This is a genomic window from Vallitalea longa (genome assembly GCF_027923465.1).
Lineage (GTDB): Bacteria > Bacillota > Clostridia > Lachnospirales > Vallitaleaceae > Vallitalea > Vallitalea longa.
The window spans coordinates 172,758-186,391 of record NZ_BRLB01000002.1 but is presented as its reverse complement, the minus strand read 5'-3'; the positions used below and the strand labels follow the sequence as shown (position 1 = coordinate 186,391).

The window sequence follows — 13,634 nt, the reverse complement described above, 5'->3', positions numbered from 1 at the left end:
ATAACTTGGAGGTAAACAATGGGAAAAAAGTTATTTCAAAATAAATATGGATATTTTACTGAGGACGGAAGAGAGTATGTTATCACTTCACCTAAAACCCCAAAACCTTGGGCTAACGCAATTAGTAATGGTGATTATTCTACAATAATCTCTCAGACGGGTGGTGGCTTTTCATGGAGAACTAGTGCTACAGAAAATAGGATAACTAGAACTTTTCAAGATACCATCAAAGATGATTGGGGAAAATATATATACATTAGAGATGAGGCTACTAAAGACTATTGGTCAGCAACATGGAAACCGGTGTGTAAAGAATCCGATTTTTATGAAGTTAGACATGGTATTGGCTATTCAGTTATAAAATCAAGAGATAATAATATAGCTACAACAATGAAAATATTTGTAGTTCCAGATAATCCATTAGAAATCTGGGAACTTGAAATAGAAAATACAGATACAAAAGAGCGCCAACTTAATCTTTTTACATATTTTGAATGGGCACTAGGTGATGCGCCAGATATAAATCGGGAGTTCCATAAATTATTTATTGATACTAAATACAATGTCAAAATGAATGGATTGACAGCAGAAAAATGTATGTGGAGCATGGAAAACAGTAGAGGGCAAGCTGGAAATACCAATTGGCCGTACGTAGCATTTCACTCATGTAGTGAGACACCAATAGCTTATGATACAGATAAGGAAAATTTTATTGGAATGTACTCATCGGAAGAGCACCCCAAAGCAATGGACAATTCAAAACTTACATGTAAGACAGGAAGATACGGCGATGCTATCGGAGCTTTACAAGTAACTGTCAATTTAGAACCAGGAGAAAAGAAAAAGATAGTGTTTACTCTTGGCTGCGCTGATTCTATGGAACATGCAGATTATCTTGCTAATAGATATAACAATATAGATGAATCAGAAAATGCATTTAACGAAGTCAATAAAATGTGGGATAAATATCTTAATACTGAGAATATAAATACTCCTGATAACGGAATGAATATCATGACTAATATTTGGCTGAAATATCAAGCTCTATCCTGTAGGATATGGGGAAGAACAGGCTATTATCAGGTAAATGGCGGCTATGGATTTAGAGATCAATTACAGGATTCATTAATATATCTAGAAAATAATCCAGAAGGTACAAAAGATAGACTTCGTATTCATGCATCTCAACAAAAAAATGATGGTAGTGTAACACATTGGTGGAGACCAATATCAAAAAAAGGGCAAGTAAGTAGATGTTCAGACGATTTTCTTTGGTTACCTTGTATTACAATAGCATATTTAAAAGAAACGAATGACTTTGATTTTATGGATGAGGAAATAACTTACCTTGATGGTGGCGAGGGTAGTATATATGAACATTGTAAGAAATCTATTAATAGATCTTTTGCTATGTTTAGTCCAAGAGGGATACCTCTTATGGGTGCTCATGATTGGAATGATGGTCTTAGTGGAATAGGGATAGATATGAAGGGTGAGAGCTTTTGGGTAGGAGAATTCTTATACTACATATTAAGTGATTTTATTAGCATTGCACAAGAAAAAGAAGACAAAAATTTTGTGGAAAAATGTAAAGATATATGTGAGTTACTAAGAACTAATATTAATAAATATGGATGGGACGGAAAATGGTATCTTCAGGCAACACAAGATAATGGAGAAAAAGTAGGAGCTAAATATAATGAACAAGGATTTATCTATTTAAATCCTCAAATATGGGCTGTTATTAGTGGAATAGCAGATAATGATAGAGCAAAAAAATGTATGGATTCTGTTTCAAAATATCTTTTGAAAGATTATGGAGCACTTCTTTTATTTCCCGAGTATTCAACTCCGGATGAGAAAATTGGATACATTACAAGATATGCACCAGGGTTAAGAGAGAATGGAGGCGTATATACTCATGCAGCTACATGGGCTGTGCGCGCATATGCTATGTTGGGAGATGCTGATAAAGCATATGAAGCATATAGAAAGATATGTCCTCCAAACCGTTCAAATGATATTGATACATACATGGGAGAGCCATATGTAACCCCAGGAAATTCTGATGGACCTACATCACCATATTATGGTAGAGGAAGTTGGACATGGTTTACTGGATCGGCACAATGGCTTCATCGTGTAGCTGTACAATGGATATTAGGGATTAGACCTAATTACAATGAACTTATAATTGATCCATGTATCCCAAAAGAATGGAATGGGTTTACATATACTAGAAAATTACAAGATGATATATATATGATAGAGGTTGATAATTCAGCTCATGTAAGTAAAGGGGTAAAAGAAATTATCGTGGATGGAGTAAAGGTAGAGTCAAATAAAATAGCTACATTTGGTGATAAAAAAGAGCATGTTGTAAAAGTTATTATGGGATAGGTGATAGGAGGAGAAGGTATGATTAGATTGTCTTTAAAGAAGAATGTGGCAATATTATTATGTCTTATTTTATTTATTGGAGTATTTGTTATTAACTCTTATTCTAATGCATATGCATATGAAGATGCTACTAATGATTGTTCCACCCAAAATAAAGATAAATTAACTGACGAAGAAATACTTGAGACAATTTCACGAGCAACATTTAATTACTTTTGGGATACTGCAAATATGGATTCTAACAGTCCTGGTTATGGACTTGTACCAAAAGGATTAAAAGATTATAACATTAATGTTAGTAGTATAGCAGGAATGGGTCACGCTTTAACTGCAATTGCTATAGGAGCAGAGCGTGGATGGGTTTCCAAAGAAGAAGCTTATGAAAGGGCATTAATCACATTAAAAACACTATTAGATAACGTAGAACATGAGGATGGATTTTTCTATCATTTCATAAATATTAAAACAGGTACTAGAAATACACAGAATGTGGAAGCTTCAACAATTGATGCTACGAGAGCAATAAGCGGTGCAATTGTTGCTGGAGAATATTTTGGTGGAGAAGTAAAAGAGTTAGCTAATCAAATATACGAAAGAGTAGATTGGTCAGTAATGAGAGATGAAACTTACAATCAGTTCTATATGGGACTTCGTAATTCAGGTTATGGAGGACGTTGGAAAAATAGCGGAGAACAGCTTGCATTATATATTTTATCTGCTGGATCACCAACTCATCCGGTAAATGGCAATATGTTTTATAATTTTAATAGAGATTATGGTTCATATGGAAATGGAACACCAATTATTAACTCTTTTTTTGGTTCTATGCATACATATGTTATGTCACATGCATGGGTTGATTTCAGAAATAAAGAAGATAGATGTGGCATAAACTGGTATGAAAATTCTTTAACTGCTATAAAAGCAAATAGGCAATATGCCATTGATATATCTAAATCAAATGGTGGAAAATTTAACACTTATGGATTAGATGCATGGGGAATGATGGCTGGTAAGGGACCAGAAAAATATGAAGGTAAAAATGGAGCTCCACCTTCTGGCAGAACTAAGCCTATGCATGAGACACTTGGTACTATTTCACCTTCTGGAGCCGCTGCAGCTATGATGTTTACTCCAAATGAAGCTATTGTTGCGTTGAGGAATTATTATGAGAACCATAAGAATTTATGGGGAGAATATGGTTTCTATGATGGATATAACTTAGATGTGGATCCAGTATGGTATGCAGATGATTATTCGGTCATTAATGTAGGCATTACACTTCTTGGAATAGAAAATTATAGAAGCGGATTTGTTTGGAAACAATTCATGAAAAATCCATATGTTCAAAAAGGGATAAAAGAGGTTGGCTTATTAAAGGTAGAAGAATATCCTAAATTATTGATAACGGAATTGATGGTTAATTCACCTGCTGAAGTAGATGCAAAAGAAAATTTTGAGTACATAGAAGTATATAATAATAGTACGAGATATATAGATTTAGCTGATTATAATATTGGTTATTATTTTACAGATATATATGGTACATTAAGATTAACTAGATACCCATTGCTTTCTTATGATACAACAGCTTCAACAATTATTAAACCGGGGAAAACAAAGGTAATATGGATTAAGAAAAGAAACGCAGGAAAAACTTTAGATGATTTTAATGATTTATATAAAGTGAATTTAAGAAATAATGATATTGTTGTTATAAATTTTCCAAAGATGGCTACTGTATTAAATAACAATTTTGCTAGGAATATTACTATAATAAAAGCTGACGAAAAGTTTGATAATAGAATCGTAAATGCATTTTATGATGGTAAAAGTGATTTTACAAATGGAAAAAGTATTATCTATTATTATCCAAAACATGACGATATCATAATGGAAAGATTGATACCAAAGTCACAAAACCATAATCCCACGCCTGGCATAATTGAAGAGGAACAAGTACCTCAGACTAATGTGATATATCCCATTATTAAAAGAACATTGGATCATGTAGGAAAAATAGTTGAAGATAGTATCGATTTGGCTTGGACAGATCCAATCAATGCTAACTATGAATATGTAAATATCTATAATCAAGATGGAATAAAAGTAGCTGGACCAATAGAAAAAGGTAATAATTCCAAAACTTTTACTGGATTAACATTAGGTAAAGCGTATTTTTTCACTATAACTACAGTAAATAAATTTAATATAGAAAGTAAAGGAGTTCGTACAAATGTGTTAATCCCAGAAAAAGTTGAGGAAGCAGTTAATAATTAATTTTATTATATTAAAGATGTATATATGTTATTTTTTGTAACTAGATACTATCAACTGCCTATATTGTTTTGGGGATAATCCAGTTTGCTTTTTAAAAACTAGAGAGAAATAGTATGGAGTACTAAATCCAACTAGTTCGGATATCAATTTTATACTTTCATTATTGATAGTTAGTAATTCCTTAGCTCTTTCAATACGCAATCTGTTTATATATTCTATAGGAGAGAGACCGAATGTACTTGTGAACAATCGAATCAAGTAATTCGGATGAAGATTCATATAATCAGCAAGTTCATCAATAGTTATTTTGTTATGGAGATTTTTTTCTATAAAATCTAGTAATAGATTAAGTTTAGTATCTGTCATTTGTGTTTTTAGAGATATATCTTTTTTACAAATATCTGAAAAATACGTTGATAATAGCTGCATTAAAGTCGCTTGAGCATTTAATGGTGAAAAAGGATTATCACTATTATAATAAGTTGTCAAATCCTCGAAAATCGAAATGATTTTGTGAGGATTTTTTATTGATTTTATATACGGTATATTTAAAAAATCTGATATGGGGATAGAACCTATATATGCGTTGAAATGACACCAATGTTTAACATATGTTTTTGGACTTATGGTTGAATAACCGTGTTTACAGCCTTCAGGTATAAACATCATATCTCCAGGTTTTGGGTAATATGCAATATTATCTATATAAACTACGCCTTCACCCTGTTCAATAAAATACATTTTACAATAAGTAAGGTTAGTCTGAGTTTCTTTCCAATCCAATGGGACTTGATTATAAGCTGATATTATTAGATTCACCCTAAGGTAAGACATATATTTTGAAATCATTTTATCCTGCGATTTTGACATATCATTCTCCTTATGATCTTCATAAAAATAATATAAATATAGGTTAGTATTTTATATTTATATTATATCACAGGTTAATTAAAATATAAATATATTAGTGAAGGGAGAATTGTTATGAAACCATTAAAAGATTATCTTGATAGTATTCAACAAGTTATTGATAAAGGTCCATACAAGGACAACTGGGAATCTCTAGGAAACTATAAGGAGCCTCAATGGTATAAGGATGCTAAATTTGGAATATTTATCCATTGGGGAGTTTATTCAGTTCCAGCTTTTGGGAACGAATGGTATCCAAGGAATATGTATATAAAAGGTTCAAAAGAATATGAGCATCATATTAAGACATATGGTGAACATAAAGATTTTGGATATAAGGATTTTATTCCAATGTTCAAGGGCGAAAAATTTGATGCAGAAAAATGGATGGAGTTATTTGCAGATGCAGGTGCAAAATACGTTATGCCTGTCGCAGAACACCATGATGGATTTCAAATGTATGATAGTGAGTTATCTGAATTCAATGCAGCAAAAATGGGTCCTAAGAAAGACATTTTAGGTGAATTGAAAACAGCTGCTGAAGAAAAAGATATTGTATTTACAGCATCAAGTCATAGAGCAGAAAACTATTGGTTCATGTCAGGACTTAGAGAATTTGATTCAGGACTTAGGGATATTGAATTTCAAGAGCCTTATGGTCATGCTGTAAAATTATTCGAGAATGAAGATTTACATGAGACTACTCACAATATTCTTAGTAAAGGTCCATCAAAAGAACATTTGGACAACTGGTTAGTTAGGACTTGTGAAATTGTTGATAAATATCAGCCAAAGGTTGTATGGTTCGATTGGTGGATTCAAAATAAAGCTTTCAAACCTTATCTTAAGAAATTTGCGGCATATTATTATAATAGAGCTATAGAGTGGGGCGAAGAAGTAGCTATCAATTATAAATTTGATGCTTATGCAAAAGGGACTGCTATCTTTGATGTAGAAAGAGGACAGTTGGCTTCAATAAGACCTAGATTATGGCAAACAGATACAGCTATAGCAAAGAATTCATGGGGATACACAGAAAATAATGATTTCAAGACACCTGAATCCATAGTTTGTGACCTTGTAGATATTGTCAGTAAAAATGGATGTCTATTACTTAATGTTGGACCAAAAGCTGATGGTACTATAACAGAAGAAGACGAAAACGTATTAAGAAATATTGGTAAGTGGTTGAAGACTAACGGAGAATCTATATATGATACAGAATATTGGAGTACATTCGGGGAAGGACCAACAGAAATTATTGAAGGTGCTTTCAATGATGTAAAACGTTCTCCATTCACAAGTGAGGATATCAGATTCACTTATAAAGCGCCTTATATATATGCTAATGTTCTGAAATGGCCTGAAGATAATGAAGTAATCATAAAATCTTTACAAAAAGGTAGTAAATTCTTTGCAGGAGATATACTTGACGTTGATGTTTTAGGGTACGAAACAAAATTATGCTATGAACAAACTGAAGAAGGATTAGTGATTAAGGCAGATAAAAATATAGATACATCTTATCCAGTCTGTTTGAAAATAACAATTAATTAGGTTTAGCGTAAAATAGGTTAAATATAAATTGTTGTTAGTAGATAAAAATTACATTTAAAAAAGTCTATTGATTATATTAATTAAATATGTTACCATATACTCAAACAAAAATTAAACATTGGCTAGGGGGGCTAGTATAGCTAGCTGAGATAGAAAACGATATTTTCTGACCCTTAACCTGATCTGGTTCGTACCAGCGGAGGGAAGCTTATCGTTATATTGATTTATATGGTAGTTAAGGCAATCCGCGGGATTGCCTTTTTGTTATGTTCATATAGTTGCTTAATAAGTTTTGCTTTGCCAATATCCATAAAATGTTTAATTATCTCTTATAAATGAGATTAGGAAGGAAATGAACACATGAGATATGAAGTACGTAAATTAGCTTTGGCAGGTGTGCTTATTGCATTAGGTGTTGTTCTGAGTCCGTATCATATACCTATTGGTGTTACAAAATGTTTTCCATGGCAGCATTTGATTAATGTAATATCTGCGATAATATTAGGACCGGCATATGCTGTACTGAATGCAGTAATTATATCAACCTTGAGAAATATTTTTGGCATGGGAACATTATTAGCATTTCCAGGTAGTATATTTGGAGCATTATTGGCTGCTCTTATGTTTAAAAGATTCGCTAATACATATTTAGCTGCATTAGGTGAAGTTGTTGGAACAGGGATTATAGGTGCTATTATTGCATGTCCAGTAGGTATTTTGTTAATGGGTAAACAAGCTGCAATATTTGGTTTTGTAATTCCTTTCATCATTAGTTCTTTTATGGGAGCTCTAATAGCAGTTCTATTATTTGAATTCACATCACTAAAAAAAATAGTTATGAAAAAGAGGGTATCAATGTAATGAAGACAGCGTTAACAATAGCAGGTTCAGATTGCAGCGGTGGGGCAGGTATTCAAGGTGATCTTAAAACATTTAATGCTCATGGAGTATATGGTATGAGTGTTATAACTGCTGTAACAGCTCAAAACACAACAAAAGTATCTTATATACAAGGATTAGAACCTATAACAATCTCTAAGCAATTAGAAGCTATTTTTGAAGATATTAAAGTTGATAGTATTAAAATAGGAATGTTATTCAATAAAAGAATAATCACAGCAATAAATGAAACCTTTAAAAATTATAATTTGCCTAAGATAGTATTAGATCCCGTTATGATATCAACTACAGGAAGGATATTACTAAAAGGGGATGCAATAGAAAGTATTGTCAAAGATTTATTTCCACTATGCAATCTTATAACTCCAAATATACTGGAGGCAGGAAAATTAACAGATACAACTATAAATAATACTGTTGATATGGAGAAGGCATGTAGAAAATTATATGAACTTGGTCCAAGTAATATATTAGTAAAGGGAGGACATCTAAAAGATACAGCGTGTGATGTATTATATGACGGAAATGAATTTACATATTTTGACCATAAGAGAATAGATAATCCTAATACACATGGAACAGGTTGTGCATTATCTTCTGCTATAGCCGCTAACTATAGTAAAGGTTTTGACACCATAAGTGCAGTAAAATCAGCAAAAGATTATATTACAAAAGCAATTGCAGGTGGCTTTTCAATTGGTTCTGGAAGTGGACCTGTCAATCATTTTATAGAAAGGTAGTAGTTATGGATAATTGTATAGACAAATTTGACTTTACTAAAATATATAATAGCTCAACGAAACCATTAATACATTATATAACTAATTATGTTACATCAAATGATGTAGCAAATATGACTCTTGCTTTTGGTGGGAGTCCTATTATGGCAGAGTCTATTGAAGAAATTGATGAAATAACAGCAGTAAGTAGCTGTTTAGTCATTAATATTGGTACGGTAACGACTGATAAATTAGAATCCATTAAAAGAGCATTGCAGGTTGCTAATCAAAAACATATACCTGTAATACTAGATCCTGTAGGCGTGGCTGCCACAAGTTATAGGAATAAAATTGTATTTGATATATTAAAGAATTATAGAATAGATGTAGTTAAAGGTAATGCATCTGAGATTAAAGCACTTCTAGGATTAAAAACTAATTCCAAAGGTGTTGATTCAGAAGAATTGGATTCAGAAGATATAAGTGATATAGGTGTAGAAGTTTCAAGAAAGTATAATACCACAGTAGCGATTACAGGTAAAATTGATACTATCTGCAATGATAAATACATAGCTAAAATTGAAGGTGGCTCTTCTATGTTAACTTCAATAACAGGTACAGGATGTATGATTTCACCTTTAATTGCAGTATGCTTAGCAAGAACAGGTAACGCATTTACTAGCAGTATTTACGGTATATTAGTTATGAACGAAGCTGCTTCTTTAGTAGAAAAAAGTTTGAAACCAGAGGAGTCCGTAGGGACTTTCAAAGTTAAGCTTTTTGATAATGTTTATAATATTAAAAATAAAAATTTAATAGATGGAAAGAAGGTTGTTATTAATGAAATTAGAGAATGAGTTATACCTGATTTCTAAGCAATACAAAGACTTCAATGTGCTTTTAGACAGGACTGAACAGGCTTTACAGGCAGGAATAAAGTTATTCCAATACAGAAGTAAAGAAAAAGATAAAAACATTCTATTAAAAGAGGCAAGACAAATAAAGCAATTATGTAAGAAGTACGATACGCTATTGATTATTAATGATAGAGTAGATATTGCCAAAGAGATAGAAGCAGATGGCGTACATCTAGGTGCAGATGATACTAGTATTAAGGAAGCTAGAGAAATTCTAGGTAGAGATGTTATCATCGGTGCAACTGCAAAAGATGTTGAAGAAGCAGTGAGATGTTATGATGATGGAGCAGATTATCTTGGAGTTGGAGCTCTATATCCTTCACCAACTAAGTTAGATGCGAAACAGATTACTATAGAAACACTAATCGATATAAAGAATGCTGTACCCATACCTATTGTAGGTATAGGAGGTATAACAGCAGAAAATCTGACTGAAGAAATTAATCAAAATGTAGATTCTGTATCTATTATTTCCGAGATCTATGATTCAAAAGATATTAAAGTAGCTGTAAAAAAACTAAATGAAGCTTTCATGAAAGGAAGGAATACAATGAGTTATACTACACAAATGGATGCTGCAAAAAAAGGCATTATCACTAAGGAAATGGAAATAGTTGCAAAAAAGGAAAATATGGATGTTAATGTTCTGGCTGAAAAAATAGCAAAAGGAACAGTAGTCATTCCAGCTAACAAAAATCATAAGAGTATTGACCCTGAAGGTATCGGAGAAGGTCTTAAGACAAAAATTAATGTTAATCTAGGTATTTCAAAAGACAGTTATGATATTGATAGGGAACTTGAAAAAGTTAGAGTAGCTATTGATATGAAAGCAGAATCAATAATGGACCTCAGCAATTATGGTAAAACTGAAGAATTCAGAAAAAAATTAGTCGACATGTCAGCTGCTATGATTGGTACAGTACCTGTTTATGATGCCTTAGGATTTTATGACAAAGAATTAAAAGATATCACTGAAGAAGAATTCATGGATGTAGTTGAGAAACATGGTCAAGATGGTGTTGATTTCGTTACTATTCATGCGGGTATCAATAGAGAAACAGCTAATACATTTAGAAGAAATCCAAGACTCATGAACCTAGTTTCCAGAGGTGGTTCATTAATGTTTGCTTGGATGCAGTTAAATAAAAAAGAAAATCCTTTTTATGAGTATTATGATAAATTACTAGACATCTGTGCTAAATATGATATTACAATAAGTCTTGGTGATGCATGTAGACCAGGAGCTATAGCAGATTCAACTGACGCAAGTCAAATCAAAGAGCTTATTGTACTTGGTGAATTAACTAAGAGAGCTTGGGCTAAGAATGTTCAAGTTATGATAGAAGGACCGGGACATATGGCAATTAATGAAATTGAAGCTAACATGCTTCTTGAAAAAAAATTATGCCATGGAGCACCTTTCTATGTGTTAGGCCCTCTAGTAACTGATATCGCACCAGGATATGATCATATTACAGGTGCTATTGGAGGAGCAGTAGCCGCAGCGAGTGGAGCTGATTTCTTATGTTATGTAACACCTGCAGAACATCTAAGATTACCTAGTTTAGATGATATGAAAGAAGGTATTATCGCTACTAAAATTGCAGCTCATGCAGGTGATATAGGTAAAAAATTACCAGACTCTAGAACATGGGATAATAATATGAGCTATGCAAGACAACAACTTGATTGGAATAAAATGTTTGATTTAGCTATTGATCCTGATAAAGCTAAGAAATATCGTGAAAGTTCTAAACCAGAAGATGAAAACTCATGTTCAATGTGTGGGAAAATGTGTGCAGTACGTAATTTAAATAAAGTATTAAATGGAGAAGATATAAATATATTAAGAGACTAATATATCTTTACATTTATATTGTTAAAATGTATAATAATTAAGGCAGTATTTATACAAATAATATAAATGAGGGTGAAATACGTGAAAAAATGTTTTTTAATATCATTATTGGTGCTATCTTTACTACTATTCCAAGGATGCAGTAATTCTAAGTCGCCTGATGATGATGCTTCAAAAGTAGTTAAGACTTTTATGGACAATTTAATTGAAGGCAATTATAAAGATGCATATGACAGCTATGAAGAATTCGATGAAGATTTTAATTTTGATGAACTCAAAGATAATCCTATGATGGATATTATGTTCGGTAAATTGAAGTACAAAGTCGTTGATTCAGAAATAAGTGAAGATACTGCGACTGTTACTTTAAATGTTACACATGTGAAATCTACTGAAATTATGAAATTATTACAACAATCAATGTTGGAGTTCAGTAGCCAGATATTTGATGGAAGTAATGATATAGTTGGTGATGGTGAAGAAATAGTTGAAGCTGTGATCGGTGAAAGTCAAGGAATAACCGAAGCTATTATTGATGGAACTGAAGGAATGGCTGAAGCTATAATGGAAGGAAGTCAAGAGATTGCTGATAATGTAATAGGTCAGAGTGAGGAAGCAGTTAAAGAAATTGTTAGTGATGTTCTTGAAGAACAGGATAAAGATATTGCTACTGAAGAATCAAAGATTGAACTAATGTTAAAACTTATTGACGATAAATGGGTTATTGATAAAGAAAGTGATTTAAGTACTATTTTTGGAATGGATATTAATTAATTTAATATTACGAATAAGATTCTATGAATTATTTCATGGAATCTTTTTTATTAATAGGGGAATTTCATGAAATAGTTTTCTAATAAAGCGTATAATAATTATAAAGGAATAAAATGCTATTCATCATTAGAAAGGATTGAAAGCTTTATATGTTTGAATATAAAGTTAATAATGATATATCTCTTAGATTATCGAACGTGCAAGATGCTGAAGAAGTATTTAAGGTTATAGATTCGTCAAGAGACCATCTGAAAAAATGGCTTTCTTGGGTAAATTTAGTTAAGAATTCAAAAGATTGTAGATATTCTGCATACAAAGCTATGCATCAATATGCAAGTAATAATGGATTCCAATGTAATGTCATATACAAAGGTAAAATAATAGGTAGATTAGGAATGCATAATATTGATTGGACAGATAAATCAACATCCCTTGGTTACTGGTTAGCTGAGAATTACCAAGGAAGGGGTATAATGACAACATGTTGTAAAACCTTTCTTAATATTATTTTCAAGGAATTACAGTTGAATGTAGTATATGTTTATGTAGCGGAAGAAAACAAAAAAAGTCGTGCTATACCTGAAAGACTTAAATTTGAACAAAAAGGTATTAATAAAAATGTACAAATGCTAAGTGGAAAAAAAATTGATTATGTACGATATGTCATGACAAGAGAAAGATATTTTCAATATTACTGATTTGTGGTATAATCTACAAGACAAATGTTAGTACGAAAGGAAAATTAATATGAGACAACCAAAGGGAGAATACGGATATATTAATTCTCAGAAAAAAATGTATTTGAGATCAACAGTAATAGGTTTATTGATTATGGCAGTAATATATGTTGTTGACAGGTTTGTATTTACTGAGGGTAATGTTTTATTAATTGTTGTAGCATTACTTGCTTTACCAGAATCACAATTTTTTGTGAAATATATTTTGTATAGACAATTTAAAGAAGGTAAAGAAGAAGTATATCGTAAATTTGAAAAAATTAGTGATAGATTAGTATACTTATCAAGTCTTGCTGTTATAAGAGGTAAAAAAACATTATTCTATCAAATTGCTGTAGTTAGTGAGAAAGAAATAATCCTATTAATTGATAAAAAGAAAACAAGAAAAGAAGTAAACGAATACAGAGAATTAATAGAAAAATTAATAAGTTCAAAAGGTTTTGGAGCGAAAGTGAAAGTATATAATGATGAACAGGAAATGTATTCATATGTAATAACACAGCTATCAATACTATTAAACAAAATTAATGTAGATAATCAAATAGCATTAGCAAATGTGTTATTAGATAATTCAATATAAATT

General features: G+C 31.6%; 11 protein-coding genes, 1 pseudogene and 1 riboswitch. Of the genes and pseudogenes, 11 read left to right on the top strand and 1 reads right to left on the bottom strand.

The genetic code is table 11. The features are described 5' to 3' along the window. Nucleotides 1-18 precede the first annotated feature (18 nt). Nucleotides 19-2,400, top strand: coding sequence for a glycoside hydrolase family 94 protein (locus QMG30_RS07020; protein ID WP_281813845.1), 2,382 nt, complete (start codon nt 19-21; stop codon nt 2,398-2,400). 18 nt (nt 2,401-2,418) lie between these two features. Further along, the gene (locus QMG30_RS07015; RefSeq protein WP_281813843.1) at nt 2,419-4,680 is read left to right on the top strand and encodes a glucoamylase family protein; all 2,262 of its coding nucleotides are present in this window, start codon (nt 2,419-2,421) and stop codon (nt 4,678-4,680) included. A gap of 27 nt (nt 4,681-4,707) precedes the next feature. Here QMG30_RS07015 and QMG30_RS07010 read toward each other — a convergent pair whose 3' ends face one another. After that, nucleotides 4,708-5,550, bottom strand: coding sequence for a helix-turn-helix domain-containing protein (locus tag QMG30_RS07010; protein WP_281813841.1), 843 nt, complete (start codon nt 5,548-5,550; stop codon nt 4,708-4,710). Between the two features lie 114 nt (nt 5,551-5,664). Here QMG30_RS07010 and QMG30_RS07005 point away from each other — a divergent pair, with 114 nt between their 5' ends. The 9 genes and pseudogenes from QMG30_RS07005 to QMG30_RS06970 all read left to right on the top strand — a co-directional run bounded on the left by QMG30_RS07005 (nt 5,665) and on the right by QMG30_RS06970 (nt 13,631). Further along, nucleotides 5,665-7,146 carry an alpha-L-fucosidase gene (locus QMG30_RS07005; RefSeq protein ID WP_281813839.1) on the top strand — a complete coding sequence of 494 codons (1,482 nt, stop codon included), beginning with the start codon at nt 5,665-5,667 and terminating at the stop codon, nt 7,144-7,146. A 114-nt stretch (nt 7,147-7,260) separates the two neighbouring features. Continuing rightward, nucleotides 7,261-7,368, top strand: a riboswitch (TPP riboswitch). A 138-nt stretch (nt 7,369-7,506) separates the two neighbouring features. Then, nucleotides 7,507-8,007: an energy coupling factor transporter S component ThiW gene (gene thiW, locus QMG30_RS07000; RefSeq protein WP_281813837.1), complete on the top strand. Its 501-nt coding sequence runs from the start codon at nt 7,507-7,509 to the stop codon at nt 8,005-8,007. Next, entirely contained in the window at nt 8,007-8,786 is a 780-nt protein-coding gene (gene thiD / locus QMG30_RS06995) for a bifunctional hydroxymethylpyrimidine kinase/phosphomethylpyrimidine kinase (RefSeq protein WP_281813834.1), read from the top strand. The genes thiW and thiD overlap by 1 nt, the downstream gene beginning before the upstream one ends. 5 nt (nt 8,787-8,791) lie before the next feature. After that, nucleotides 8,792-9,622, top strand: a complete 831-nt coding sequence (gene thiM, locus QMG30_RS06990; RefSeq protein WP_281813832.1) for a hydroxyethylthiazole kinase — start codon at nt 8,792-8,794, stop codon at nt 9,620-9,622. Further along, nucleotides 9,585-10,190: pseudogene (gene thiE / locus QMG30_RS25150) on the top strand (thiamine phosphate synthase); the annotation flags it as partial. The gene thiM and the pseudogene thiE, both read left to right, overlap by 38 nt. Before the next feature lie 42 nt (nt 10,191-10,232). Next, the gene (gene thiC, locus QMG30_RS06985) at nt 10,233-11,540 is read left to right on the top strand and encodes a phosphomethylpyrimidine synthase ThiC (protein ID WP_334305032.1); all 1,308 of its coding nucleotides are present in this window, start codon (nt 10,233-10,235) and stop codon (nt 11,538-11,540) included. A gap of 81 nt (nt 11,541-11,621) precedes the next feature. Beyond that, the gene (locus QMG30_RS06980) at nt 11,622-12,314 is read left to right on the top strand and encodes a nuclear transport factor 2 family protein (protein WP_281813829.1); all 693 of its coding nucleotides are present in this window, start codon (nt 11,622-11,624) and stop codon (nt 12,312-12,314) included. 149 nt (nt 12,315-12,463) lie between these two features. Next, on the top strand, nt 12,464-13,012 hold the full coding sequence (locus tag QMG30_RS06975; RefSeq protein ID WP_281813827.1) for a GNAT family N-acetyltransferase: 549 nt from the start codon (nt 12,464-12,466) through the stop codon (nt 13,010-13,012). A 49-nt stretch (nt 13,013-13,061) separates the two neighbouring features. Further along, the gene (locus tag QMG30_RS06970) at nt 13,062-13,631 is read left to right on the top strand and encodes a hypothetical protein (protein ID WP_281813825.1); all 570 of its coding nucleotides are present in this window, start codon (nt 13,062-13,064) and stop codon (nt 13,629-13,631) included. Nucleotides 13,632-13,634: the final 3 nt, after the last annotated feature.

Bases quoted from the DNA above. Each gene is read 5' to 3' on its own strand.
- QMG30_RS07020 (WP_281813845.1), top strand. From the start codon at position 19: ATGGGAAAAAAGTTATTTCAAAATAAATATGGATATTTTACTGAGGAC.
- QMG30_RS07015 (WP_281813843.1), top strand. From the start codon at position 2,419: ATGATTAGATTGTCTTTAAAGAAGAATGTGGCAATATTATTATGTCTT.
- QMG30_RS07010 (WP_281813841.1), bottom strand. From the start codon at position 5,550: ATGTCAAAATCGCAGGATAAAATGATTTCAAAATATATGTCTTACCTT.
- QMG30_RS07005 (WP_281813839.1), top strand. From the start codon at position 5,665: ATGAAACCATTAAAAGATTATCTTGATAGTATTCAACAAGTTATTGAT.
- thiW (WP_281813837.1), top strand. From the start codon at position 7,507: ATGAGATATGAAGTACGTAAATTAGCTTTGGCAGGTGTGCTTATTGCA.
- thiD (WP_281813834.1), top strand. From the start codon at position 8,007: ATGAAGACAGCGTTAACAATAGCAGGTTCAGATTGCAGCGGTGGGGCA.
- thiM (WP_281813832.1), top strand. From the start codon at position 8,792: ATGGATAATTGTATAGACAAATTTGACTTTACTAAAATATATAATAGC.
- thiC (WP_334305032.1), top strand. From the start codon at position 10,233: ATGAGTTATACTACACAAATGGATGCTGCAAAAAAAGGCATTATCACT.
- QMG30_RS06975 (WP_281813827.1), top strand. From the start codon at position 12,464: ATGTTTGAATATAAAGTTAATAATGATATATCTCTTAGATTATCGAAC.
- QMG30_RS06970 (WP_281813825.1), top strand. From the start codon at position 13,062: ATGAGACAACCAAAGGGAGAATACGGATATATTAATTCTCAGAAAAAA.